We start from the raw sequence: 25,599 nt of genomic DNA, 5'->3' as shown, positions 1-25,599 counted from the left end.
CTTTGGAGGACTGGGGTAGCATGAGTGGAGTTTTGAAGGAAAAATACTGTGTAGTCATACCGGATGTGGATTACTTTGCAGAGCAGGTAAAGTGCCGGAGTGCGTGCCCTGTCGGAACCGATTCGGGGGGTTATGTCCAGGCGATTGCCGATGGAGATTATGAGAGGGCCTATGCAATTGCAAGGGCTCCAAATCCATTTGCCTCTATATGCGGCCGTGTCTGCGGTCATCCGTGCGAGGCCGCCTGCCGGAGAGGGAACATTGACGAGGCCATATCCATCAGGGCGCTGAAGCGCTTTGTCACAGAGAAGTATGGCGTTGAAGCGCTCGCTGACCCCTCCGGTGTCATAAGGCTCTCCAATGCCCGAAGGAATCTCATCAAACGTGGTTCCGGCGAGAAGATAGCGATTATCGGGGCCGGACCGGCAGGCCTTGCCGCTGCCCACGACCTCGCCCTTCTCGGCTATAAGGTCACGGTCTTTGAGGCCGAGCCTGAACCGGGCGGGATGATGTTCTTTGGAATCCCAAACTACAGGCTCTCCAAAAAACTCGTCAAAGCAGAGATAGATTCAATAGCCGCACTGGGTATCGAAATACGGTGTAACACCCGAATTGGGAAAGACCTCTCCATGAAAGACCTGAAGGATATGGGCTACAAGGCGATATTGATCGCCATCGGGCTCCAGCTTGGACGTTCCATCCCCATAGAAGGCACAAATCTGGCAGGTGTATTGCTCGGTATGGACTTTATCAAAGCCGCAAATTATGGCCGCGCGCCCAAGATCGGACCGAGGGTGGTCGTTATTGGCGGCGGTAATGTGGCCTATGATGCCGCGAGGTCTGCCGTGCGTCTGGGGGCAAGCGAGGTGCATATATCCTGTCTTGAGACGAGGGATATCATGCCTGCCGACCCTGTGGAAATAATGGAGGGGGAAGAGGAGGGTATCATCCTCCATGACGGCTTCGGCCCCAAGAGGATCGTAGGGAAAGATGGGAGGGTTGTCGGCCTTGAGACCATCAAATGTATCAGTATCTTTGACGAGAACAAGAGGTTTAATCCGCAGTTCGATCCGAATATAGAGTCACTCATAGAGTGTGACACTGTGATCATCACAGTTGGTCAGGCAGCGGATCTCTCCTTAATCCAGGAGAGTGACGGCATTGAGATGGCAAGACCCGGGGTATTAAAGGTGAATCTCGATAATTACAAGACGAGTGTACCTGGCATATTCGCCACGGGTGATATCGCCTATGGGCCCAAGCTCTTGATCACCGCCATCGCCGCAGGCCAGAAGGTAGCAAGGTCTATTGATGAATACCTCAGAGGGGTAAGCATCAGGGTAAAGAAAAGGGGTATTATGCATAACGTAGCGGACCCGAAGGAATACAGGATGTACAGTGATTTTGACCTTCTGGAACGTCATGATCCTCCCATAATCGGCGTAAAGGAGAGGAGACATGATTCCTCCCTCGTTGAGATCGGTTATGGAGAAGATGCCGCCACGGCACAGGGGAGGCGCTGTCTCAAATGCCATGTCAACCCAATATTTGATGCAGATTTATGTATATTGTGCGGAGGTTGTGTAGATGTATGCCCGACATACTGCTTAAAGATGGTGCCTGTCACCGAGATAGACGGGGATGAGAATCTGAGAAGAGTCGTTGAAGCGAGATACAATATATCATGGGAAGACCTGATGCGTGGGGATCAATCCGCAGTTGCGCAGATGGGTACGGCCATGCTGAAAGATGAGGATCGTTGCATCCGGTGCGGATATTGCGCAAAACGGTGCCCGACGGGCGCAGTGACGATGGAGTTTTTTGAATATATAGAAGATATTGAGGAGGTTCCTGTAAAGTGAATCACGGGGATAAGCGAATTACGCGTAAGGACTTCTTTTCTTTAGTGGGGTGGGGTGGAATACTCGCTACGTTGGGGGGGTCTGCCTTAGGTTTTTATCGCTTCTACTTTCCCAACGTTCTTTATGAGTCCCAGAAGGTCTTTAAGATAGGAAAGCCCTCGGATTTTCCCGAAGGGTTGAGTGAAAAATGGAAAAAAGAGAGACAGGTATGGGTAGGTCGTAATAAGCGCGGGATATATGTAATGATCTCAATCTGTCGTCATCTGGGATGTACACCAAACTGGTTTTCAGATCAGCAGAAGTTTCGGTGCCCATGTCATGGAAGCATATATGATATAAATGGAAATGTCTTGGGGGGGCCGGCGCCGAGGACGCTCTGGCGTGCGGCAATCAAGATAGACCCCATTGACGGACAGATTATAGTAGATTTTAATAACAGGCAGGACATTGATCCTGTGTCCACTGAGAACGGGTTGACGGTGGAAGAGGCCTCACGCGAGGTGGATCCATTCTTTTTGAAGGTGTAGAATTATTGATTAAAAAGGGTTCAATGGGCCAAGGGTTCCAGTTCGGCCCCTTGAATCCTTTAGTTATATAACTGGGAGGGACGATGAGTAATCTCTGGAAAAAAGTCTTGGACTGGGTCACCGGCACCCAGATATACCGGGCGATATTCCGACATGGATATGAAGATACTCCCCGGAACAGGTCGCTGACAACCTTCAGCAACGTCCTTTATCACCTCCATCCGGTCAAGACGCGGAAAGAGTCTATAAGGTTCAGATATACCTGGTGCATGGGCGGTGCAACCCTTCTCCTCTTCGTGGTCCTAACGGTGACAGGGCTTCTGCTGATGTTTTACTATGTCCCGGACACAAGGCGGGCATATCAGGATATAAAAGATATTATGAACGTCGTATCCTTTGGAAGCACATTCCGGAATGTTCACAGGCTTGCCGCCCATGGGATGGTACTCACCGTCTGGATCCATATGACAAGGGTATTCCTTACCGGCGCCTATAAGCCCCCAAGAGAATTTAACTGGGTGGTCGGCGTGGTCCTTTTGACACTGACATTAGTGCTCAGCTGGACAGGATATCTTCTCCCCTGGGATCAGCTTGCGTTCTGGGCCGTCACGGTGGGAACGAAGATGGCCGGCGATACACCCCTCTTCGGGGTGGAGGGCCCCTTTGGTCGCCAGCTCGGGATGAGGCAGGATAACGATATCAAGTTCATGCTTTTGGGAGGAACCGAGGTGGGGCAGAATACGCTCATCCGGTTCTATGTGCTCCACTGTGTGGTTTTACCGTTAGTGGCCGTGGTCTTCCTGGTCATCCATTACTGGCGTGTAAGGAAGGATGGATTCTCAGGACCACTATAAGAAATGGAGGGTGTAAGATGGCAGAGAAATCCTTTGAAATATTTCCAAAAAATCCTAAGAAGACCTATGGCTTAATGGAGCTTGTCAAGGGGACAGCCCCCACTGTAGAAAAGGAGCCGGAGGATACCATATTTTCATGGCCCCACCTCTTTTATATCGAGCTTATCGCCGTCCTCTTGGTTACGGCCGCACTACTCTTCCTCTCCTTATATGTGGGCGCCCCCCTCGAAGAAGAGGTAGGCAGGGATACCACTCCGAATCCGATGAAGGCGCCTTGGTATTTCCTGGGGCTGCAGGAGCTTCTGGTCTTTTTTGACCCATGGATAGCCGGGGTGACGCTGCCTGCCCTGATCATAATCGGGCTCATGCTGATTCCTTTTCTCGATACCAATCCGAAAGGGAGTGGATCCTATACCTTCTCGGAACGTAAGCTTGCCGTCTCGGTCTATGCCTTCGGGCTAGGATTATGGACGGCCCTGATTGTCATCGGGGTATGGTTAAGGGGTCTCGACTGGAGCTGGTACTGGCCATGGGAGAACTGGCATGCACATAAACCTGTGGTTGTTGGTCTTAAGGACCTTCCCGTCATATTTGCGAGGATACTGGGTATCAGTGAATTTATGGGAAATGCCCTGTCTTATTTCCTTGTGCTTGTCTATTTTGCAGTGGGGCTGATCATCCCCGTATTTATCTTTAAACGATTTTATAATAGGCTCGGCATCATCAGATATGTGACAACAATGGTACTGTTTCTCATCATGGCGGGCATTCCTGTAAAGATTGCCCTCAGGCTAATATTCTCGATTAAATATGTGATGGTGACCCCGTGGTTTAAAATATGACGGGGACACAGAGCAGCCGCACGACCCATATATTTACTTCGCAGCAATAGGCGCCCAGAGCATGCGTAGGAACCAAGAGAGGGGAAAAATATGTGGAATAAGTTGGGTATAGGGATCTTTTTCATAGTAGCCACCGCGGCATTCACCTTTGGCATTATCGGTCTTTCCAGCCTCATGGAGAGGCTGTATAAGAGAAACAATAGAAATAAATAACCGGGAGAGTACCTATGGATCCGAATTGGGAGAGTGGTGTCATGAAGCGGCGGCACAAGATATTCGCGGCCGCGGTCATTGCGATCGCCATTATTACAGTGGTAATATTTTACAGGGAGAGCAGCCAGGAATGGCGGCATTACCAGCAGAGCTACAACACAAAACTGGCGGACAAGCTGAATAAACCCGAGTTCCAGAGTGAACCGATCAGGATCAAGCAGGTCTGGCTGACCAAGTTGAACACCACGGACAGGTGTATCCTCTGTCATTTAGGGGTGGAGAATCCCCTCTTCGTAAACGAATCCCAGCCATTCACCACACACCCCGGTGATATTCTCAAGACGCATCCAATCGATAAATTTGGGTGTACCGTATGCCATCAGGGGGATGGCCAGGCCGTGACCGTGGAAGCTACTCATGGGGTAGTTCATCACTTAAACCGCCAGCTTCTGGCAGCGGAATATGTACAGGCGTCATGTGTAAAATGCCATGTGGAGCTTCACGACACCTCTCTGACGGATGACAAATTCGCAGACGTTGGCGTTGAGACCTTCTTACAGGGGAGAAGTCTAACCTTCCAGAATAACTGCCGGCTGTGCCATAATATCAATGGAGAAGGGGGAAATATAGGGCCCGAGTTGACTGGCTTTGGAAGCAGGACAGAGCTTGCATTCAGCCTGATCCATGATTTTGTACACGTAGAAGGTCCCCATACAAAGGCGCAATGGGAGTATGAACATTTCTTGGATCCGCAGAAGATTGTCCCGGGGAATCGCGAGTTAAACTTTCCCCCCACGATTATGCCCAACTTCGGACTTTCACCTGAGAAGGCGAGGGCGCTTACGATCTATGTGCTTAGCTTAAGAGACTACAAGGTAGATGCGATTCCCTACGAATATATAGCCAAGAAGAGATTTGCACAGACCCCTTCTCGGCCTGTGCCTGTCAAGTCATTGCAATAATCTACTCTGAACATGCGCACGCAAACCATTAAATAAACTTGTCCCGTTGTGTATTTAAACGGGATTGGCAGCCCTGATTTTTGTAAAATGAGACAATATAAAAACAGTTTTTTATATTTAGCTATTCTAATAATCTTTGCCTTTTTATATTCCTGCACAAACTCATCAAGCAACCCGCAAGAAAAATCTAAACAACCACAACAAACAGAATCAACAGGACAAATAGTGGATAAGTATGTCAATACCCTGACCACTGCCCAGGATAAAGCCAAGAAGGCAGCAGGGGCTGAAAATAGAAGGGTGGAAGAAGAAAATAAGGCAGTTCAAGAAATGGAGGGGAAATAAGAATATCGTTGTCAGTGTCCGTTGCCCGTGACCGTAATAAACACGGACACGGAAATTGGTCACAGTTCATGTTTGTGTTTGTAATTATTTAAACCTTCTCCCCAACCCTCTCCCCAAGCAACCCAGTGGGCCGGAATATCAAAACCAGTATCAATATCAGGAACGCAAACACATCCTTATATTCGCTGGATATATAACTTGCGCCCAGGCCTTCCACAAGACCGAGCAATAAGCCGCCGAGCATGGCGCCCGGGATGTTGCCGATGCCGCCGAGCACCGCTGCGGTAAACGCCTTTATGCCTGCGGTGTAGCCGATGAAGAAATTCACCGAGCCGTAATACATGGCAACCATAACGCCAGCGGTGGCGGCGAGGATAGAGCCTATCACGAAGGTAACTGCTATGACACTATCTATATTTATACCGACAAGGCTTGCCATTCTGCTGTCCTGACTGGTTGCGCGCATTGCCTTGCCGAGCCTTGTCTTTTTAATGAAAAGATGGAGCGCTGTCATCAGGATAAACGATGCCGCAAGGATAAATATTTGCAGATAGCTTATGCTTGCGCCTGCTATCTCTAATCCTGTTGAAGGGATGATGTGCGGGAATACTTTATCAACCGTCCCCTGGGTAAGCATGACATAATTCTGAAGGAATATAGACATGCCGATGGCTGATATTAACGGCGAAAGCCTGTGGGCATGACGGAGCGGCCTGTATGCAACCCTTTCCATGGTCAGACCATACGCGCAGCAGAAAAGGCCGGAAATAATAAAGACTAATAAAATAGACAGAGGAAGGTTTACAGAAGTCAAGCCGGACGCGGTCAAAACACCCAAAACAATGATGGCCATGTATGCGCCTATCATATATATTTCGCCGTGGGCAAAGTTTATGAGCTGTAAAATGCCATAAACCATTGTGTAGCCAAGTGCAATCAGGGCATAGACACTGCCGAGTGTAAGACCATTTATGAGTTGCTGAAGAAACATGCTTTATTCCGGTTTCCAGTATTCCTTAAACTCTCCGTCTTTCGTAATCCAAACAATGTATGGCGCTTTAAGCACATCACCCTTTTTGTCAAACCGGATTGTGCCGAGGGAGCCTTCGTAAGCAAGATTGTGAATTGCATCGGCAATCTTCTTTCCATCCACAGCTCCCGCCTTGCTGATGCCTGTTAAAAGTATATTTGCGGCATCGTATGCATAGATGGAATATGGCCCATGCTCTCCATATTTTGCATGGTATTTATCCAGAAATGCCTTTGCTGTTGGAATATTGGATGGGTCAGGGCTGAATGTCAGGTATGTGCCTTCTGCATTCTCTTTGCCTGCAATCTTTATAAACTCCTTGTCAATGGTTCCATCGCCGCTCATAAATGGAGACTTTATACCAAGCTCTTTTGCCTGCCTTACAAGCAGGCCTGCCTCCGGGTATATGCCGCCGAAATAGATAAGCTCAGGCCTCTTATCCTTTATGCTTGTCAAAACCGCCCTAAAATCTTTATCTCCCTGAATTATAACGCCGTAGTAAACAACCTCTGCCGCATTGCCCATCGCCTTTTTAAATTCATTTGCAAGCCCCTGTCCGTATGTTGTCTTGTCGTGGATAATCGCCACCCTTTTAATCTTCATATTTTTTACAACAAACTCTGCTGCAATCATTCCCTGCTGGTCGTCCCTGCCGCATACCCTGAATACATTCTCAAAGCCCCTTTCTGTCAATTGAGGGTTTGTTGACGCCGGCGTTATCATCGGGATATAGCCCCTGTCTTTATAAACCTCTGATGCCGGAATGGATGCTGAACTATTCCAGTGTCCGATAACGCCCACCGCGCCTGAATTTGAAAGTTTGTTAGCGACTATTACTGCGAGCTTTGGGTCATGCTGGTCGTCTTCAATAAAGAGTTCAATCTTTTTCCCAAGCGCTCCTCCCTTTTCATTCCACTCGCTCACTGCAAGCTCAACGCCGTTTTTTAAATCAGTGCCCATCTTTGCCTGGTCCCCTGTCATCGGGCCTGCAACGCCGATTTTTATAGTATCTTCCTTTTTGGCGCAGCCTGTGAAGACAGCGAACAGTGAAAAGTGGATAATAAATAACAAAAACGCAATTTTGAATTTTTTCATGCTTAATGCCTCCTGCTCTTTCTTGTTTTCATCTTAAAACACCCCTTTTACCCCATCCCCACCCTAACCCTCCCCTTGAAAGGGAGAGAACGAAAAAGTTTCCTCCCCCTCAGGGAGAGAATTTCCCATCTTTTCTTCCTCTCCCTCAGAAGAGGATTCCCTGCTTTTCTTCCTCTCCCTCAGGGAGAGGATTAAGGTGAGGGTGGGGTGTTTTCATGCCCCTTTGTGAGCGAAGCTACTGAGGGTTTCAACTATAAACCTGTTATTTTATGCCTTACAATCCCTTTCCTATTATATCGTCCCTCTTTGCCAGCATTCTCATCGTCTTTTTCTTTCTATGCTCTATAACCCATTTTTTCGTAATAAAGTAAGACAGCGCAGCAAAAACCGTGGATACTACCAAAGCGCCGACTAAATATACCAAAAACGCCCAGCCCATGCCATTTAAAAGATGATGGTTTTTTACACTGGCCATTACAACCTCTTTATCTTCCCATAAAATAACGGCGCCAACGGCAGAGGATATTGCCCAGAAGAATGGGGTTGTAAGCGGGTTCATTATAAAGCTTCCCACTACAGCGGCAGCCCTGTTTGCCTTTAAAATATAAGCGGCTGCTATGGCAAAGACTATGCCAAGACCAAATGTTGGAAATATCCCCATAAAAACACCTATGGCAACACCTCTGGCAATCTTGTAAGGCGGATCGTCAATCCTCATTATCTTGTAATAATGAAGATTAACCCACCGCTTAATCCTGATAAGCCTTGTGTGATTTCTACTGTTATTATTTGCCACTTTTTAACATCCTGATTCCTGCCTTATCAATCCGGCCGTATAAAGCTTTGCCTTTTTAATAGAATCTATAATATTCATGCCATTTGCAAGGCACGACGCAATTGCGCTGGAAAAGATGCAGCCTGTCCCGTGCAGCCCCCCTTTTATCCTCTCTGCCTCAAATGTCTTAAACCCCTTTCCGTCATACAACACATCAACTGCCTTACCCTTAAGATGCCCCCCCTTAATTAAAACAAAAACCGGCATAAGTTCCTTTATTCTAACAGCGGCAAGTTTCATCTCCTCTATATTTGAAACCTTTTTCATGCCGGCAAGGATGGCTGCCTCATTCAGGTTTGGCGTAACAATGGTTACAAAAGGCAGAAGCCGCTCCTTTAATAAAATTATACCCTTTTTATCCAAAAGAGGATAACCGCTGCTGGACACCAACACAGGGTCAATGACTATTTTTTTAAATCTTTTTTTCTTAAATAGAGCCGTAAGCGCAATCACAGTCTCTGCCTTTGCCAGCATACCCAGTTTCACAGCATCAATTGTATTTTCTTCAAGGAGCGTATTTATCTGTTTTATAACAAAGGCCGCCGGCACAGGGAGAACAGCCTTTACTTTTTTTTGGTTTTGAACTGTAAGCGCCGTGATTGCAGATAGGCCGGTTAATCCGAAATACGAGAATACCTTTATATCCCTCTGCACGCCTGCGCCTCCTGACGGGTCAGAGGCCGCTATTGTTAAAATGGTTTTTCTCATAATAAGGTTATAGTAAGCGCTAAAAATAAATAGACATTGTAGCTCAAGGCTTTAGCCTTGAAAGTCTTGAGAAACCTCAAACCTAAAGGTTTGAGCTACAGAAGAATGTCAACTTATTTATGCCGTTCACTATAATAAGCATGTGGGAGAGGATTAAATGGTGGTTTAATTTTCATGCCCCTTTGTGAGCCTGTGGCTCATGTGGGTTCTCTCCCAAAGCCTTGCAAATGCAGCCGCTGCTTCTTCTACATTAACATCAGCGGCGTTTCTACCCTTTTGGAGTATAATATTTTCAACCTTCCATGGCAGCCATCTCTTCTTATCAGTAGAACCCCATATTGTTAATATAGGTTTGCCAAGGGCTGCTGCAATGTGCATAGCGCCTCCATCGCAGCATACAACCAATTTACATAAACTTATTGCAGCGATAAGCTCTTTTAACTTTGTTGTTTTATACAGAACCGGAACTGAAACCATACCTTTTGCTATTTCCAAAGCCTTTTCATCATCCCCCGGATGTTTTGGATTCTTGCTGCTGCCCGGCGCCCAGAGTATTAAAGGTATTATATTATACTTTTCTGTAAGCTCGTTGCCAAGTTCGATAAATCTTTCCGCTGACCATCGGTTATTTTCTTTTCTGCTGCTTATATGCACTGCTACAATATTATCATGAGTTAATCCCTGAGACTTAAGATACTGCATGGCCTTTCCCCTTTCCTGAGCAGACGGCATTAAAACAAGACATGGCGGTTCACCTGTAATTCCCAGTGGCTCAAGGAGTTTAAATGTGGCAACTACTTCATGAATAGGCTCTCTTGGCTCATTCATTGGGATGTTGTAAGAAATAGAGTTTGCGCCAGATTTCACATATCCTATCCTGTTCTTAGCTCCTGTCAGAAATGTATATCTTGCCAGCCTTGGAGAATATCTATAGCCGCAGCCAATTGCCACATCGTATCTTTCTCTCCGTATCTGTAAAAGAAGTTTTAAATTTTTTAACCAGACTGAAAACCTGTTTTTGTCTTCAATGTGTTTTGCCTTCTCGTAGACATAGATTTCATCTATATCAGGATTATTTTCCAGCGCCTCCGCATTGTAACTGTTTACCAGGACACTTAATTTTACTTTAGGAAATTCTTCACGCAGCGCGCGAATTGCAGGTGTTGTGCAAATAAGGTCGCCAATATTGTCGCGGCGGATTAAGAGGATTTTTTTAATGGTCTTTGCATCTATTTTGTTCATAGATAACCATTATGACGGCAGATAGGGCAAAGGTAAGAATCCCATAGGATTCTTCCCAGAGCCCGTTTGTCATGTTTACTATGGCATAAGCCACAAGAACACCCGTCACCCCGTATTTTACAAAACAATTCAATTCAACTCTTGCCCCCGATTTCATTATCTTTACAACCTTTATGCAGACTGTAACCCAGAATAAAATAAACGCAACAAGACCCAGTATCCCGACCTCAAAGAGTATTTGCAGAAATAGGTTATGTGGATTTGCGCTTCCATAACTGGTTCTGCTGAAATAATCGTATGTTTCGGGCCATTTGTTTTTCCATCTCTCCAGATAACCCTCGTCTCTGACTACTGTTGCAACCTTTTTCCAGCCATAACCATAGCCGATAATTGGCCTGTCTTTAATTATATCAACAACCCCTTTCCATATATACCCTCTCCCGCTTAAACCTACATTGCTTGTATATGTTTGAAAAGATAACAGGGTTTTATATCTGTCAATCAACTCGGGCTTTTTAAAATAACTGACGCCTCCAACCGCAAGAAAAAGAACAATGATAGCTGCGAGCATTTTATACCTTTTGGATATTGCAATTATAACAACGGTTGATATAAAAATAGCGATAATCGTCGTCCTTGAACTATAATAGAGCCACACCAGCACAAATTCTGCCAACAGCATAACCCATAAAAATCCCCGCATTATTATCCTGTCTTTTATACTGAAAAGATAGCCAAGGGTGAACGGTATGTAAAAGGCAGCATTGAGGGCATACCCGGCAAGGAAGGTTTCCCTGTCTGCCTTTAACTCAAGGATATTAAGGAGACTGGCAGGTGGATTCTTTATAAAGATAATAATCGTAAGTGTAATAAAACTTAGAACGACCGCACCCAATAATGCCCTGAGTTTTCCAATGTCTCTGAATTCAGTCAAAATTACAAAAAAAACCACCATCTGATAAAAGAAATTCTTCCTGAAGGCATTCAGGCTGTCAATGATATAATTGCTGAAAAAGATACTGACGAGGATAGCCATGAGCAAGATAAAAAATGCTATCATAGCGCTGTCCTTCCAGTTAATCCTCCAATTAAAACCTTCGGAGGCAGGCTTAATGCCTCTTCTTATTATCTTTATCAAAAAAAGCAGGAGCATAGCGTAGAACGCAGTATTTCTTATGCCCGCAAAATGATTAAAAGGCTGAAAAAAAATGTATATTAAGAGAAGCGGCGGTATTAAGCTATAAATTCTCTCCTCGTATTTAAGCCATAAGCCTTGAAACACCTTCAAAGACCTCCTCTACCGTAATACTTGTTATACATTCCCTATGCCAGTATTGGCAGCTATACGGGGCTTTAAATGCGTGAGAACATGGAACACACGAAAGTTTTTTTTGAATTATTACAACCTTCTTGCCTGTAGGACGCTGATCCTGCATATCGGCAGGCCCGGCAATATCAACAATGGGTACATTTAAGGCGTCCGCCATATATATAATGCCTGTATCAACACCTATAAAAAGCGACAACCTCTGAATAAGCGCCGGCAGTTCACCGATAGTAAATTTGCCAACCGCATCTATTATCATATCTCTCTGCTCTGTTGTCTTTAATATTCTATCAGAAACATCTTTGTCTGTCTCAGAACCTATAAGCACGATACATACGTTCAATTCTGTTATCAACCTGTCAACGAGAGAGGCTATTTTTTCAACGCCCCACTCCTTTAATCTATTCCCGCTTGTTACGGCAATGCCTATCTTGAATTTTGAATTTTCTCGATTTAAAAACCTTTCAATCTTATTATCGGCATCAGGTGATTTAAAAATATCTTTAGATATATCATTGCCTTCCATACCTATTCCCTTTAACATCCTCATATATGTATCTGCAACAAGCCTGCCTCTTATATGCCTTTCAAGATATGTAGAAAATACGGATGCCATCTTATATGTAATGCCTGCGAAATCAGGCATAATAGAAATCCTCACAGGGATAAGCCCCCAGAACATGGCAAGTGTAAACGGGACATTCGGGTTAAGAGATATTGAAACATCGTATCTTCCCTTGCGGAATAATACTGCCAATCGTACCTTGCCTGTAAATCCTTTGTAGAAGTCCTTTTGCAAAGGAATGATTTCATTTATATATGGATTATGCTCAAGAAGTTCTCTTGTAACCGGATTTACCATCACCGACAGGCGGGCGTCAGGATATTTTTTCTTAATCGCCCTGAAAACAGGCGTGGAGCAGATAAGGTCGCCAATCTTGGCTGTCTGGATTACCAAAATGCGCCTTATATCTTTTTTTCTGAAAAATAGTAAAAGGTATAATATCGGCGAAAACAAGTAGGTTAGCGCTATGTATATCACTCAGGCTAAAACCTCTTCAAAGATGTTACTGACACCATTTACATATTTACCAATTGTAAATCTTTCGATCACCCTCATTCTACCCTTTTCACCCATTCGTCTTCTCAAATCATCCGAGGCCTCAAGTTTCAATAAGGCATTTGCAAGCATATCAGCACCCTTTACCGAAACCAAAAAACCGGTTTCGCCGTCAATAACGAGTTCCGATGAACCGGTTACATTGCATGCGACAACAGGCTTCGCCATAAGCATGGCCTCCAGAATAACCCTCGGCAAGCCTTCCTTCTCGGATGGAAGCGCAAATATGTCCATAGCATTTATATGGGAAATAGCATCGCTTTGGAAACCGGTAAATATCACTTTTTCTTTTAGCCCCCTTTGTAAAACCTCTTTCTGCAGGTTTTCCTGCTCAGGCCCATCGCCAACAACCATACACTTAAAAGGCTTATCGCTTTTCTCCCGTAGTTCAACCAACGACTCAATTAAATCGTTTATTCGCTTTCTTTTTATAAGAGAGCCTGCAGTGCCTATCAAAATCTCATCATCATTTATACCATACATCCTTCTGATTTCTAAAACAGAAGCTATGGGCTTCATAGCAGAGTCAATGCCATTATAAACAACAACACATTTTTGAGGGCTGACACCACTTCTCACAAGACTATCCATTACCCCTTTTGACACACATATAACCTTTGAAACCCCGTTATTTACAGCATCTGCCTCAAATGAATTTAAACTAACGTCTATCCTTGAATGCTGGATGCACTTCAGATTAAGGGCTTTGGCAGCCAAAATACCTTCAAGATTTGACGAAGGCTGGTTATTCATATAAAGAAGGTCGCACCCTCCGTCCCTGATTAATGCCGCAATTTTGTCTGAATCGGGAAGTATTCTAAAAAGATAATCAAGATAAAAAATTGCCCTTTTTTTTAGCCCTTCACTGAAAAAGAGGGCAATCCTCGTTACCTCCTTTAATATCTTTAAATAAACCTTTTGGGATGTCTGCTCAATGAGAATAAATTTACACCCAAGTTTTTCCATCTCTGTTTTAATATCAGAATCTTTACCCATTTTGTAATTGTTATAAAAGACGGCTGAAAATTCATATCGGCTCTTGTCCATCCGCTTAAGAAGCTCGATGAGGCTGTTTGTGCCCCCTCCCCATTCTTTTCCCGTATCAAGGATAACAATCCTTTTACATGACATTAGTTTACAATCACCTCTTTTACTATTTTCAGGATATATTCTGCCAGTTTGTCGTTCCCCAGAGAATCCTTTGCAAGATTATAGCCTTTTTCTGCAATAGAAGAACTTAAGGCAGGATTATTAAGATAATATTCTACTTGTTTCTCAACATCTTTAAAATCATTTTCCAGAAAAACACAATTCTCACCATCTTTTAAATCAATTGCCATCTCTATTGAAGGGCGGGATATAAAAAGCAGTGTCCCGCAAAGCAGAAGTTCATAATGCTTGGGGCAGTCCCAGCGTCTACCAGCAAGGCTTACGCTTATTTTAGACCTCTTTGATAATTTATAAAATTCCTCTTTGCTGAATTTTCCATTTTTGGTTGTTATTACTTTATACCTTTCTCCAATCTTATCCAGCGTTGGCAAAATCTTTATCCGCTGAAAGTTCATATGAATATTGCAGAGATATGAAACATCTATATCCCTTTCAGAAAACGGCTTAAACCCAGCTATATCTGTGAAGGCAGCGATTGATTCCCTGTCATATGAAATCCAGTATGGTCTGATTTTTTCAGCAAGGTCAATCTGCTGCTGCTTATTAAGTCTTGATTCAAAAAGTCTGAAACATAAAAACCTGTTAAATGGCACTTCAGTTTTAAAATAGACTTTACAATTCAAGAGAAGGTCAAAATCCGCAGGCCAGATGAAAGGGTCGTCATTATCATCAATAACTATAAAAGGCGGGAGGTCAATCCCATTTCTCATCCAGTCCAGAACAAGTGTTCCACCCATCTTATATTTGTTTGACTCAAGTGAATATTTTAATCTCCTGCCAATCTGTGACAAAAATCCGTGTTTTCCTCCTTTATAATCAACACGGCTTGATGTTGTAATTATTAAATCATAATGCCCTCTTTTCAGATTTTCAACAATAGTAGAATAATCAGGATATGATATATTAGCAGTATCAAATCTTAATTGATATGTGCCTGTATGACCATAACTCTCTTTAAGTATATTAGGATAATGGTCAAAATCAATCCTTGCTTTTTTTAACCCGAGCACTAAATTATCAAATCCTATATGGAAGTCCCGCTTTGGTGTTCCTATAACAAGTATCTTCATAACCTATTTTCTAAAATACTTTCAAACTGCATTCCATTTTTGCGTGCATCATACAACCCCCCTGCCCTTTCCATCGCCTTTCTGCCCAATGCACCCCGCAGATTATCATCTTTAATCAATTTGTGGATATTTTCTGCTAACTGAAAATAATCGCCTGAGGGGATAAGTATGCCTGCATCTCCTATAACCTCTGGTATTCCGCCGCTCATTGTAGATATTATAGGTTTCCCTGATGCCATTGTCTCTATAAGCACCATCCCGAACTGCTCCTGCCATGTCATTGTGGGATAACTGGGAAGGGCAAAAACATCCGCCATTCTATACACTTCAGGCATCTCGTCATATGAGATAAAATCCAGAAATCTGAAATTGTCTTCTGTGCCAGATTCTTTTATCAGCTTCTCCATATTTTCCTTTTGAGCGCCTTTTCCTGCAACAGCTACAACAAAATCCCTAACCCCTCTCTGTTTTAAAATCCGCGCAGCATAAACAAGATTATGAACCCCCTTCCATGAAACAAGCTTTCCAACATATAAAATAACAAATGAATTTACAGGTATGTTATTCTTGGCGAGCAAATGTTCTGGTTTTTTGCCCGGCTTAAATCTTTCCATATCAACACCCGGATATATTACCTCAATCTTTTCTTCAGGCACACCCTCTAATTTCAAAACCTCTTTTGCCATTTTAGTAAAAGGAAGGAAAAGGTCAACCTTATCCATCACAAGCCTTTTGTGAAATGCTGTCTTTTCATCAAAGACTGCCCTGAATGGTATATTCTCCCACCATGAAAGAATAAATTTAAACCCAAGTTCATCCTTTAAACTTGCCAATGTATAAGCAGAACGGCTTATATCGCAGGAATAAACCATGTCCATCCCCTTGAGATATTTTTTCAGAGAAAAATAATAAAAATCCATCTTTTTATAAGGGGCTTTGATAATACGCCTATACGCTGTTAAAGGGTCTTTTAAGACAAGAATAATCTCTTCTGCATGAGTCAGTTGCCTTTTATTTAAATCAATTGATTTTACATCATAGTCATTCTTCTCGCCGACAAATACTGTTATATCCATAACATCCTTCAGAGGTTCAAATCTCTGGAGCGCCCATCTGTTTATTTTGTTATCAAGGACAATCGCAATCCTCTTCATAATCTATCACCAAGAATATCCTTCACCGCATCAAATACCTCATCCACACTTATATTCTCCATGCACTTCTGATATTCGCATTTTTTGCTCACACACGGATCGCATGTCTTCCATTTCTGAATGACCCTGTGCCTTTCCAAATCGTAATATGGCCCTGTCCTTTTCCAATCCGCAACCGCATAGAGCGCAACAACAGATGTCCCAACTGCAATGGCAGTATGCATGATTCCTGTATCGCCAGTTACCAAAACATTAAACCTTTTAACAAGCGCCGGCACCTGTCTTAATGGCAGCCTGCCTGCTGAAACAACCACCCCTTCCCCTATCCCTTCGGCAATCCGTTCGCAATAATCCCTCTCATCCGGCGAGCCTGTAATAATAATCTTCACTTTAGGATATATCGCCATAAGCCTTTTACCAAGCTCCACAAACCTGTCAGCAAACCATATCCTGCTTGCGGTTGATGCGCCTGCCTGAAACCCTATTAGTATATCATTATTGTTGATGCCTTCCTTTGCAATAAATTTTGCTACAGCATCTTCATCCTGTTTTTCCACAGGCAGCGCCATCTTTTTGTCTTGAACGCTGCAGCCGATGAGCGCAGCCGCTTTAAGCCTCTGCTCAATGCCATGCCCCGTGTCTTCCCAGGGTTCTTTGTTGGATAAAAGAAAGTTATATTCGCTGGTGTTTGGCCGCTTTACAATGAAATCCGCGCCTGACAGATATGCCATTGGCGTTGCCTGAGGCTCATTGCCGTGGAATATCAAAATAACATCAAACCTGTGTCTGCGGAAATCCATTACAGTTTTTAAAAACTTTTTATATCCGCCGTAATATGGGATTATGCCGTCTATATGCGGATTGTTTTCAAACATCTCCATATTGGCTTTGTTAAAATGCGCAATAATCTTTGCATCCGGATAGCGCCCTCTAACTGCCTTTATTGCCGGCGTTGAAAGGAGCGTATCCCCTATGGCTGTTGATGATACAACAAGGATATTCTTTACTCTATCAGGGACAAAATATTTCAAATCAGTATCGCGTTTGTCAAATGCCTTGATTGTTCTGACAACAATATAGAGCAGCCAGTCAACCGGGTTTAGCCTCATTTTCTTCCTCTTACTGCGAGATAGAGCCTTGTTAGCAATGGATTAGTATATATCAGAAGCTTTCTCTTAAACCATTTGATGTCGTCTTTCACCACTATCCTTCCGAGGTGAAACCTGTCTGAACCATGCTTCACAATATCCCTTTCTGTTGTGAATAATGCCTTGTAGCCGGACTCTTTTGCTATCCTTATGGATGATTCATTATACGACCCTTTGGGCCAGCACAGATAAGGGCAGGGTCTGCGGAGCCTCTCCTCTATTATCGTCTTTGAATCCTTAAGCTCCCTTTTCAGTTCATCTTCCGGCAATTCAGCGCACTTTCGGTGCGTCATTGTATGCGAATAAAATTCCACAAGTTTGCTCTCCTGCATCTCCCTAATCATATCCCAGTTCATGACAACCTTATGGAATCTGTTGCCGGACATAAGGCCTTTACCTTCTTTATGGGACGGAATTGATATTGCCCCATTATTCATAACCATTGATGCTTTCTCCACCCAATCTGTCGCCAAAAATATAGTTGCTTTAATGCCGTACCTCTTTAAGACTGGAAAGGCATAAACATAGTTGTCAAGATACCCGTCGTCAAATGTGACTGCAACAGCCTTTCCATTTATTGCAAGATTCCCGCCGGCAAACTCAACCAATTCGCCGGCGCTTAATGTCCTATATCCTGTCTCTGATAGAAATTTCATCTGTGCATCAAATACGCCCGGAGTTACAGTAACCATGTCTCCTTTATGAGGATTTACATGGTGATACATGAAAACAGGGACAGGGCTCATCTCACGGCCTCACCAATAAGGGAATTATAAAAATCAAATAAACTCTTCACCATAACATCAACGCTATATTTTTCTTCCACATCCCTTCTACCCTCATCCCCCATCTTCTTCATCAGCTCTCTGTCCTTAAGCAGGGTTATTATTGCATCAGCAAGCTTAAGCGGCTCTTCAGGGGGAACTAAAATCCCTGTAACGCCATCCTTAACTACCTCAGGCACGCCCCCAACCATTGTTCCAACAACAGGTTTTTTCATTGCCATAGCCTCAAGAAAGGATGTGCCGAGCGCCTCCTGCAGGGTAGGCAGCACAAAAATATCCATCGCCTTCAAAATCCCGGGGATATCCTGCCTCAAACCAAGAAGTTTAATATTTCTTTCTATCCCAAGCTCCCTTATCTTCTTTTCAATATTCTCTTTCTGCGGCCCATCGCCTGCAAAGATAAAGATTGCGTTCGGGATTTCCTTTAAAACCAGAGGTATCGCATCAAGCAGCGTATGGTGTCCTTTTTTACGCCTTAAAATAGCTACTGTCCCTACAATGACAGCATCTGATGATATGCCAAGTTCTTCCCTTGAAACAGCTTTTACAACATCCGGGTTGAAGACTTCCAGGGCAACGCCAGTTGGAATGCTGATTACCATGTCTGCTGGTATGCCTTTTTCTTCAATAAGATATTTTTTTACATATTCGCTGACTGTAACAACCTTATGCGGCAGAATAGAATATGTAATCCTGGATGTTATAGGCAGCGCCAGATGCCTGGTCCTTACAATAATCGGCTTTCTCGTGGAAAGCCTTCCTGCAAGCGCCCCCAGCATACTATCTTTGCCGCTATGGGTGCAGATAATATCCACTTTTTCATGTTTTATAATCCTTAAAAGAGAGGCAAGGGCAAACAGGGAAAAACTGCTTTCCATTTTTATTGTCCTTATCTCTATGTTATTTTCAGCCCCGATCTTTGATAGTTTACTGTCAGGCGGGCATGCGATAATCACCCTTCCACCCATTTTTTTTAAACCAATAGATTCCTTGAGGGTTCTATTCTCCTGCCCCCCCCAGCCTTTTGAGGATTCGGTATGGAGTATGGTAATTGCCATCAGCTTCCTTTAACGCTGCATATAACAAGATGGTCTCCCCGGAGGAGTTCTTCAGAGGCCAACCACCTGATAAGCTCTGCCTTATTCTTATTTTTATCAAATAAAAAGCCTATAAGGTATAGAGCCTTAATGAATGGATAGAGCCACCACCCTTTTAGAGTTGTACGGCTGGCGAATACAGCCTTTATCTCTAAACCATTCCTTTTTATCAACTGAAAGACCTCTACAAAAGAGACGGGATTATAGACATTATCCCATCTTCTGTTTTCTATCATTGTCCTTACAGGTTTAAAATGCGGGAAATACCCCCTCCTCAGAAAGTAAAACCGCGAAGATATTGCGAGTATGTTTGGAAGGCTGATGATAAGAGTTCCGCCCTGCTTCAGCACCCTGTTTAATTCAGAAAAAAGCCTCTCACGGTTTTCTATGTATTGGAGCGATTCGGCGCATATTACATAATCAAAGGCCTCTCCCTTATAGGGAAGAGAACTGCCGATATCAGCCGTTACAAAACGGCTTTTATTCTCAGGACAGTCCAAAAAATCCACTGAGAATACCTTGAACCCTCTCTCAGCAAGGGCGCCGCCAAGTCCCCCTGTGCCGCATGCGGCATCAAGAAGCATACCCCTCTTTTTATCTTTCAGGAGATTATATATGACGAGGTGCACTTCTTTCATTCAGCGCCTCCTCATGTTATCTGCGCTTTTTAGTTTTTCTTCTATAATGCCCATAACCTCGTTTATCCCGATGTCTTCTAAACATCTGCTTACTTTGCTTCCCTCACACCCGTCCTTCCCGCATGGGATACAGTTCCAATCTTTCTGAATTACAGTATGTTTTCCAAACATTTGTATTCCATTTCGTTTCGAGTATGGTTTTCCCTGCCCCCTGTAGTCATTCTCCCACGGTCCCCAGTGAAACGCCCCTGATGGGCCGAACAGCGCCACTACTGGCGTATTAACAGCAGCCGCAATGTGCATAGGCGCGGAGTCCACGCCGAAAAAAAGCCTTGCCCTCTTTGCAATCGCGCCGAGTTTTTTAAGGTCTATATTCCCTATGAAGGAAATGGGTTTGTTTTTGGCAAGTTCAATAATCCTGTTTGCCTTATCCATCTCTCTTTTGTCAGGGCTGCATGTTAGAATGACCTTTGCCCCATACTGCCCCTGAATACGGTCAATGACATCTGCCATAGCCTCATCGTTCCAGCATTTAAAAAGCCAGCGGGAGGTAGGGTGGATATGGACGATAACATCGCCCTCTTTTACACCATTTTCCTGCAAAGCAGCGCTCAGCCACTCCTCCTCGTTTCTTGAGATATAAAAATCAACGGCAATGTTTTTAACCTCTATGCCGGCCTTGCTTAAAAGCTCCATATTTTGAAGAACAGTATGGTTTTCTCTATTAACCTCAAATCTGTGCGTATATAAGAATCTCTTGCCTGCAAAGCCGTCCACTGCATTATATCCTATCCTATATCTTGCGCCGCTTAAAAAAGAATACAATGCAGGCCTGTCGCCGCCTGTAAAATCTATCGCCATATCAAAATGCCCTTTCCTGAGCCTCTTTACAAAAGATATCTCATACCCGCCCCTTTTAAAAAGAGACTGTTTAAGCATAGACCTGTCCAGTGCAAATATCTCGTTAATAAGGGGATTTCCTTCAAGCACAGCCTCTGTCCCTGAGTTCACAACGATTGTTATATTGGCATTGGGAAAGGTGTTTTTGACTGCCCTTATGGCGGGTGTGGTCAAAAGGACATCGCCGATATGACGAAGTTTAATTATAAGGATTTTTTTTATATCTCTGAATTCAACCAATTTAAATACCGTTAGAAATCCATTTTCAATAATAGCAGAGATTCTTCTTGGGAACACTCTTTATTGTGCTCAAAAATTGTTGGAATGAATCTAACATAATTACTTCAAATATTACATAGCATGCGGCATAATAATCAAGTAAAAATAATTGCTTTGTATTCAATAAGTTGCCCACTTATAGAATAGAGGTTCCTCTTGACGGAACACGTGGTATTAGCTAAAATCACAACCAATAGACGCATGCGGCATAAAATATAATGTTAGCCTTATATAAAATGAACAGTACAATTGTCGCAAATATTTTCAGTGCTATAAGTGCTATTGCAGCGATGGCAGCCGCAATAGCTGCTTGGTGTGCTGTGAAAGCATCTTATAAGGGGGTAGAAGCACAGATATTAGTCCAACTTAGGACTGAATTCAGTTCTCAGCCCATGCATGATGCCTTGCGATTATTGAGTGAATATAAAAAATCTAAAGAAGGTAATTTTACTGATGAATTTAGAAAACTTAAAGAGATAAATAATCAAGAATTTAATAACCTTAATAACGCAAGAAGAATAATAAAAGGATATTATTTAAAAATATATCATTTACATATGGCAAACATAATTGATGAACAAGTTATAAAATCGTTAATTTCTGATATCCAATTTGATTTCATGATGGGCACCCTAGAACCATTTGAAAAAATTATTGCAGTTGGTGAGTATAATGATTATTTATTTCAGTGGGCTAGTAATATTAGATAAGAATACGGCTAACAAATGGGTCGAGTTCGACGCGCTAAAGCGCGCGTCTTACCCCAGTCGTTAGCTGGCAAAGACTCAATTAAAAGGGGAGTGCGTGTATGGCTCTAAAGGTTTGCAAGGAATGCGGTAAAGAAGTTTCAACGGAAGCTGAAAAATGCCCCAATTGCGGAGCGCCGGTAAAAAAGAAAGGTATCGGCTGCCTTGGAGCTATCGGCGTAATCTTTGTCTTTCTCGTCATCATTAGCATACTTGGAAGTTTGGGTCATAAATCTTCCACGAATAACATCACAACGGTAACGCCTGAAATAAAACTAGATATTGTGAAAGGATGGGAGTGGACCAGCGAAGGAGATTGGAACCACATTCGAGGGAGTGTAAAAAATATCGGTGAAGTTCCTGTTGGTTACTTTGAGGTGCGCGCGGAATATATGAACTCGAAAGGTTCAGTTGTCGATACCGACTATACAAACTCGGGTGAGCGGTTGAATCCTGGCGCAGCGAAGAAATTTGAAATCACACATCGTCATTCACCGGAGTTTAAAAAAGTATCTATATCAATCGGGCGTGTATCGAAAGCCAATTGAGTTGCTAACAAATGGGTGCAGCCGACGCGCGCCTGCACCCAAATTCGTTATGCGCTTAGGAGAAAATGTGTCAGACCTTAAAGATCCGAGAGTTCTTTTTGCAGCAGAACGCACTTTGCTTGCCTGGAGCAGAACCAGCCTGGCGTTGATTGCCTTTGGGTTCCTGGTTGAACGCTCTGGCATTCTGCTTACTGAACTTTTGCCCACGTCCGTAAACACGAGCAGCGCGGTCATAACATTTTGGCTGGGCATAGCGTTTATTGCCCTTGGTGTATTCGCAGCCTTTTACTCTTCTCGCCAATACATGACAGTTTTGAAAACTCTAAATCCATCTGAACTTCCCCAAGGCTATGCAACGAAAGGCGGCTTAATTATTAATGGAGTAGTGGCGCTATTGGGCGCTATCCTTGCAGTGGGGCTTTATGTCAGTCGCGCATAACCAGAAAAGTAGAAGTAAAGGGGGAGGTGCAGTAACCCTTTAAACCCTTTAAAGTGATTGATTTTACTTCGGTCTTTTGCTAATCTCCTAAATATAGGAGGATCAATAAATGTTGTCAGTAAAAACACGAATGTCGGAAGTAATTCAAGAACAACCGGACGATGCTTCATATGAAGAGATTATTCGTGAACTCGCCTTCGAGCACATGGTTGAACGCGGCTTGGACGATTCGCGCAGTGACCGAGTAATTTCTAATGAGGATATGAGGCACCGGATCCGGACATGGCAAAAATAATCTGGACTAACGAAGCAGAGCGGTGGCTAAAGGATATTCACGATTATATAGCCGCTGACAATCCAACGGCCGCATTTATGGTCGTAGAAGGATTTTTTTTACATCTCTTAAGGGTGGAGAGGATGTCGCTTGTTTTGATTCTTGCATAACTTAAATAGAGCATTTCAAGAGTTTATGCCATTCGTTGTCGATAGACCTGATAATTTTTTTAAAAGTTGTCGACTTTCCGAATTCACATTCTTTGCATATAAAATTATCATCACTTGGTTTGCCTAAAAAGACTTTTTCAAGTATGTCCATTGCCTTAGCAGAATTCCAGACTTCATGAATAGAGTTTTCTTTTAAGTTTCCCATGACTATTTCCCTTCCCATATCCTCGCAGCATAATAAAACATCGCCATTGAAAGCAACTACCATGTCACGGAGAGGCAGGGTTTTTTTACATCCTTTAAGTTTATTGCCGGGATACTTCAATTTCCACGAACTGCAATTGTTAACCAACCCCGTACGAGAATTTGGCAGAAAAATTTTTACCGGGATATTTTTTCCTTCCCAATAGCGTTTTACCTTTAAAACTTCCCCCAAAGGCCAATTGTAAGAAATCGCCCTTATTTGTATGAGGCCTTTTGGATAATGTTTAATTAAGTAATCTATGTTTTTGAGTGTTTTATCGATATCTAATCCCATGATGTATTTATATACACCTGGAGTAATACCATGACAACTTATATAAATTGGGGCTTTAATCCCCATTGTGACCAATCTATCTATACGGTCCGGGGTCAACAAAAATGCATTTGTTTGAATCGCTAATTTCAAACCGGCATTAAGAACATAGGAAAATTTATCAAAAACCTTTGAATCTACAAAAGGCTCTCCCATATTGCAGAATATTATATGGCCGCGGATAGGATAGTTTTTAACAAAAGAAGAAAATTCATCAACAATTTTTTTAAATAAACCCTCCTCCATTATACCCATCGTCAGCTTTTTTGATAAATTTGGATATGGACATACTTTGCAAGCTGCATTGCAATAGGAGTGTATATCTAAAATAAGGTTTGAGGGATAAGGAAGACGCACTATTTTGCCTAATGTTTTTCGCATTACCGTTTTCCTGACATCTCCCATAGCTTGGCATACTTTGACAGTGTATAGCTGGCATAGAGCCCTGACAACACCATGCCTGTCCTGCCTTCCATAAAACCCTTCTGCAGGAAAAACATCTTTAGAAATGTAAAAAGCGGCCTAAACAAGATATCAAAATAACCTGCCTTACGGCCTTCCTTAAACATCTCCTCAGCGGCCAGGGCAGAGTATCTGTCCATCCTCTTTAAATAATCGCTTACATCACGATATGTATAGTGTTCCATCTGAGATTTAAGATAGCCCGTCTTCCCGTTAATCTGAACTGCCTCATGAACGCTCCGCTCATTAAAGCTTCCCTTATCCTTTCGATAAAACCTTAGATTATAATCAGGATACCAGCCGCAATATTTTATCCATCTGCCTCCAAAAAAATTTTTACGCGGGATATTGTATCCGTCACAGCCGCTTTCATTCAAAACTGATTCTATTTCTTCATGCAATTGAGGGATCACCCTCTCATCCGCATCAATATTTAAAATCCAGTTATTCTTTGCCCTGCCTGCAACTAAATTCTTCTGTTTGCCAAAACCCAACCATCTGTCATTAAAAACCTTTGCCCCGTATTCCTTACAAATCTCAACAGTTTTATCGCTGCTTCCCGAATCCGAAACAAGGATTTCATCAGCCCATTTGATGCTCTCAAGGCAGGCGCGGATATTAGCTTCTTCATTGAGGGTTATGATGGTAATTGAAATTTTTTGCATAATACATAAATAGGCTCATCATATAAGAGAGCGGATAAAAAAGAGCCGTAAAGCAATCATAACATAGCATAGAATAAGAGAAAAAAGAAGTTTTAAATGAGTTGTTTTTGCTTGACTATACCCTGTTTTTTGCTTAAATAGAGAAAACTTGTTAAATATATTGTTGGGCGTCAAAACGAATAATGAATGTGATTGAAAATAAGAAATCGGATTTATCACCAGAACTTCAAAGTCTTTATCAAACTCGCGAACAATATGCGCTATCATTTATCGAAAAAACTGATTATAGCGCGGCAGAGCAAGAGTATAGGACTTTACTTTCTAAGATACTTACGGCCCAAGGAACAACCACAAGATATCACAAAGGAGGGATATTGGACTTCCCCCGAATTTAAGGACACTAAGTTAGGTTAGGCTACCATAGATTCGAGCTCATAAGATACTGGAGAAAGATACCCCAGTGTTGAGTGACGTCTCTTTCGATTATAGAATATTTCAATATAATTAAAAATACT

At 43.0% G+C, this 25,599-nt stretch carries 29 protein-coding genes; 11 read left to right on the top strand and 18 right to left on the bottom strand.

The genetic code is table 11. The annotated features are described in order from the left end of the window. Nucleotides 1–20: 20 nt before the first annotated feature. From Q8P28_07985 to Q8P28_07960, 6 genes are all read left to right on the top strand, one after another. Entirely contained in the window at nt 21–1,862 is a 1,842-nt protein-coding gene (locus Q8P28_07985; GenBank protein MDP2682728.1) for an FAD-dependent oxidoreductase, read from the top strand. After that, nucleotides 1,859–2,389: a ubiquinol-cytochrome c reductase iron-sulfur subunit gene (locus tag Q8P28_07980; protein ID MDP2682727.1), complete on the top strand. Its 531-nt coding sequence runs from the start codon at nt 1,859–1,861 to the stop codon at nt 2,387–2,389. Before Q8P28_07985 ends, Q8P28_07980 begins: the two co-directional genes overlap by 4 nt. A gap of 83 nt (nt 2,390–2,472) precedes the next feature. Beyond that, nucleotides 2,473–3,243: a cytochrome b N-terminal domain-containing protein gene (locus tag Q8P28_07975; GenBank protein MDP2682726.1), complete on the top strand. Its 771-nt coding sequence runs from the start codon at nt 2,473–2,475 to the stop codon at nt 3,241–3,243. 17 nt (nt 3,244–3,260) lie between these two features. Continuing rightward, nucleotides 3,261–4,085 carry a cytochrome B6 gene (locus tag Q8P28_07970; protein MDP2682725.1) on the top strand — a complete coding sequence of 275 codons (825 nt, stop codon included), beginning with the start codon at nt 3,261–3,263 and terminating at the stop codon, nt 4,083–4,085. 90 nt (nt 4,086–4,175) lie between these two features. Continuing rightward, the gene (locus tag Q8P28_07965; protein MDP2682724.1) at nt 4,176–4,298 is read left to right on the top strand and encodes a hypothetical protein; all 123 of its coding nucleotides are present in this window, start codon (nt 4,176–4,178) and stop codon (nt 4,296–4,298) included. Nucleotides 4,299–4,534: 236 nt separating this feature from the next. Beyond that, a complete protein-coding gene (locus Q8P28_07960) occupies nt 4,535–5,260 on the top strand; it encodes a c-type cytochrome (protein ID MDP2682723.1) in 726 nt (241 codons plus the stop codon). A gap of 433 nt (nt 5,261–5,693) precedes the next feature. Here the strand turns inward: Q8P28_07960 and Q8P28_07955 are convergent, their stop codons facing one another. From Q8P28_07955 to rfaQ, 15 genes are all read right to left on the bottom strand, one after another. Next, nucleotides 5,694–6,596, bottom strand: coding sequence for a branched-chain amino acid ABC transporter permease (locus tag Q8P28_07955; GenBank protein MDP2682722.1), 903 nt, complete (start codon nt 6,594–6,596; stop codon nt 5,694–5,696). A 3-nt stretch (nt 6,597–6,599) separates the two neighbouring features. Further along, on the bottom strand, nt 6,600–7,730 hold the full coding sequence (locus Q8P28_07950; GenBank protein MDP2682721.1) for a branched-chain amino acid ABC transporter substrate-binding protein: 1,131 nt from the start codon (nt 7,728–7,730) through the stop codon (nt 6,600–6,602). A 274-nt stretch (nt 7,731–8,004) separates the two neighbouring features. Beyond that, on the bottom strand, nt 8,005–8,526 hold the full coding sequence (locus tag Q8P28_07945; GenBank protein MDP2682720.1) for a DUF2062 domain-containing protein: 522 nt from the start codon (nt 8,524–8,526) through the stop codon (nt 8,005–8,007). A gap of 3 nt (nt 8,527–8,529) precedes the next feature. Continuing rightward, entirely contained in the window at nt 8,530–9,273 is a 744-nt protein-coding gene (thiD, locus tag Q8P28_07940) for a bifunctional hydroxymethylpyrimidine kinase/phosphomethylpyrimidine kinase (protein ID MDP2682719.1), read from the bottom strand. 165 nt (nt 9,274–9,438) lie between these two features. Beyond that, entirely contained in the window at nt 9,439–10,515 is a 1,077-nt protein-coding gene (locus Q8P28_07935; protein ID MDP2682718.1) for a glycosyltransferase family 9 protein, read from the bottom strand. Continuing rightward, the gene (locus Q8P28_07930) at nt 10,487–11,797 is read right to left on the bottom strand and encodes an O-antigen ligase family protein (GenBank protein ID MDP2682717.1); all 1,311 of its coding nucleotides are present in this window, start codon (nt 11,795–11,797) and stop codon (nt 10,487–10,489) included. The genes Q8P28_07935 and Q8P28_07930 overlap by 29 nt, the downstream gene beginning before the upstream one ends. Next, on the bottom strand, nt 11,775–12,884 hold the full coding sequence (locus Q8P28_07925) for a glycosyltransferase family 9 protein (protein MDP2682716.1): 1,110 nt from the start codon (nt 12,882–12,884) through the stop codon (nt 11,775–11,777). The genes Q8P28_07930 and Q8P28_07925 overlap by 23 nt, the downstream gene beginning before the upstream one ends. Further along, on the bottom strand, nt 12,885–14,093 hold the full coding sequence (locus tag Q8P28_07920) for a glycosyltransferase family 4 protein (protein ID MDP2682715.1): 1,209 nt from the start codon (nt 14,091–14,093) through the stop codon (nt 12,885–12,887). Then, a complete protein-coding gene (locus tag Q8P28_07915) occupies nt 14,093–15,202 on the bottom strand; it encodes a glycosyltransferase (GenBank protein MDP2682714.1) in 1,110 nt (369 codons plus the stop codon). Before Q8P28_07915 ends, Q8P28_07920 begins: the two co-directional genes overlap by 1 nt. Further along, the gene (locus Q8P28_07910; protein ID MDP2682713.1) at nt 15,199–16,356 is read right to left on the bottom strand and encodes a glycosyltransferase family 4 protein; all 1,158 of its coding nucleotides are present in this window, start codon (nt 16,354–16,356) and stop codon (nt 15,199–15,201) included. Before Q8P28_07910 ends, Q8P28_07915 begins: the two co-directional genes overlap by 4 nt. Next, a complete protein-coding gene (locus Q8P28_07905; protein ID MDP2682712.1) occupies nt 16,353–17,465 on the bottom strand; it encodes a glycosyltransferase family 9 protein in 1,113 nt (370 codons plus the stop codon). The genes Q8P28_07910 and Q8P28_07905 overlap by 4 nt, the downstream gene beginning before the upstream one ends. Beyond that, nucleotides 17,462–18,250, bottom strand: a complete 789-nt coding sequence (locus tag Q8P28_07900) for a polysaccharide deacetylase family protein (GenBank protein ID MDP2682711.1) — start codon at nt 18,248–18,250, stop codon at nt 17,462–17,464. Before Q8P28_07900 ends, Q8P28_07905 begins: the two co-directional genes overlap by 4 nt. Beyond that, nucleotides 18,247–19,347, bottom strand: coding sequence for a glycosyltransferase family 4 protein (locus Q8P28_07895; GenBank protein ID MDP2682710.1), 1,101 nt, complete (start codon nt 19,345–19,347; stop codon nt 18,247–18,249). Before Q8P28_07895 ends, Q8P28_07900 begins: the two co-directional genes overlap by 4 nt. Next, the gene (locus tag Q8P28_07890) at nt 19,347–20,024 is read right to left on the bottom strand and encodes a class I SAM-dependent methyltransferase (protein ID MDP2682709.1); all 678 of its coding nucleotides are present in this window, start codon (nt 20,022–20,024) and stop codon (nt 19,347–19,349) included. The genes Q8P28_07895 and Q8P28_07890 overlap by 1 nt, the downstream gene beginning before the upstream one ends. Further along, nucleotides 20,025–21,221, bottom strand: coding sequence for a putative lipopolysaccharide heptosyltransferase III (gene rfaQ / locus Q8P28_07885; protein MDP2682708.1), 1,197 nt, complete (start codon nt 21,219–21,221; stop codon nt 20,025–20,027). 218 nt (nt 21,222–21,439) lie between these two features. Here rfaQ and Q8P28_07880 point away from each other — a divergent pair, with 218 nt between their 5' ends. The 5 genes from Q8P28_07880 (at nt 21,440) to Q8P28_07860 (ending at nt 23,380) form a co-directional block, all read left to right on the top strand. Further along, nucleotides 21,440–21,913, top strand: a complete 474-nt coding sequence (locus tag Q8P28_07880) for a hypothetical protein (protein MDP2682707.1) — start codon at nt 21,440–21,442, stop codon at nt 21,911–21,913. Between the two features lie 98 nt (nt 21,914–22,011). Continuing rightward, nucleotides 22,012–22,497, top strand: coding sequence for an FxLYD domain-containing protein (locus Q8P28_07875; protein MDP2682706.1), 486 nt, complete (start codon nt 22,012–22,014; stop codon nt 22,495–22,497). Between the two features lie 67 nt (nt 22,498–22,564). Further along, nucleotides 22,565–22,936, top strand: a complete 372-nt coding sequence (locus tag Q8P28_07870; GenBank protein ID MDP2682705.1) for a DUF202 domain-containing protein — start codon at nt 22,565–22,567, stop codon at nt 22,934–22,936. 109 nt (nt 22,937–23,045) lie between these two features. Beyond that, nucleotides 23,046–23,231 carry a hypothetical protein gene (locus Q8P28_07865; GenBank protein ID MDP2682704.1) on the top strand — a complete coding sequence of 62 codons (186 nt, stop codon included), beginning with the start codon at nt 23,046–23,048 and terminating at the stop codon, nt 23,229–23,231. Further along, entirely contained in the window at nt 23,219–23,380 is a 162-nt protein-coding gene (locus Q8P28_07860; GenBank protein MDP2682703.1) for a type II toxin-antitoxin system RelE/ParE family toxin, read from the top strand. Before Q8P28_07865 ends, Q8P28_07860 begins: the two co-directional genes overlap by 13 nt. A 1-nt stretch (nt 23,381) precedes the next feature. On the opposite strand, the gene Q8P28_07855 is transcribed toward Q8P28_07860, so the two are convergent. From Q8P28_07855 to Q8P28_07845, 3 genes are all read right to left on the bottom strand, one after another. Continuing rightward, nucleotides 23,382–24,362, bottom strand: coding sequence for an SPASM domain-containing protein (locus tag Q8P28_07855; protein ID MDP2682702.1), 981 nt, complete (start codon nt 24,360–24,362; stop codon nt 23,382–23,384). Continuing rightward, a complete protein-coding gene (locus tag Q8P28_07850; GenBank protein ID MDP2682701.1) occupies nt 24,338–25,084 on the bottom strand; it encodes a glycosyltransferase family 2 protein in 747 nt (248 codons plus the stop codon). The genes Q8P28_07855 and Q8P28_07850 overlap by 25 nt, the downstream gene beginning before the upstream one ends. A 410-nt stretch (nt 25,085–25,494) precedes the next feature. Then, the coding region (locus tag Q8P28_07845) for an IS3 family transposase (protein MDP2682700.1) at nt 25,495–25,599 on the bottom strand (105 nt) is incomplete at its 5' end.

The sequence above is a fragment of the Deltaproteobacteria bacterium genome (genome assembly GCA_030690165.1).
Lineage (GTDB): Bacteria > Desulfobacterota > GWC2-55-46 > UBA9637 > UBA9637 > JACRNJ01.
This window is presented reverse-complemented; position numbering and strand designations above follow the sequence as displayed.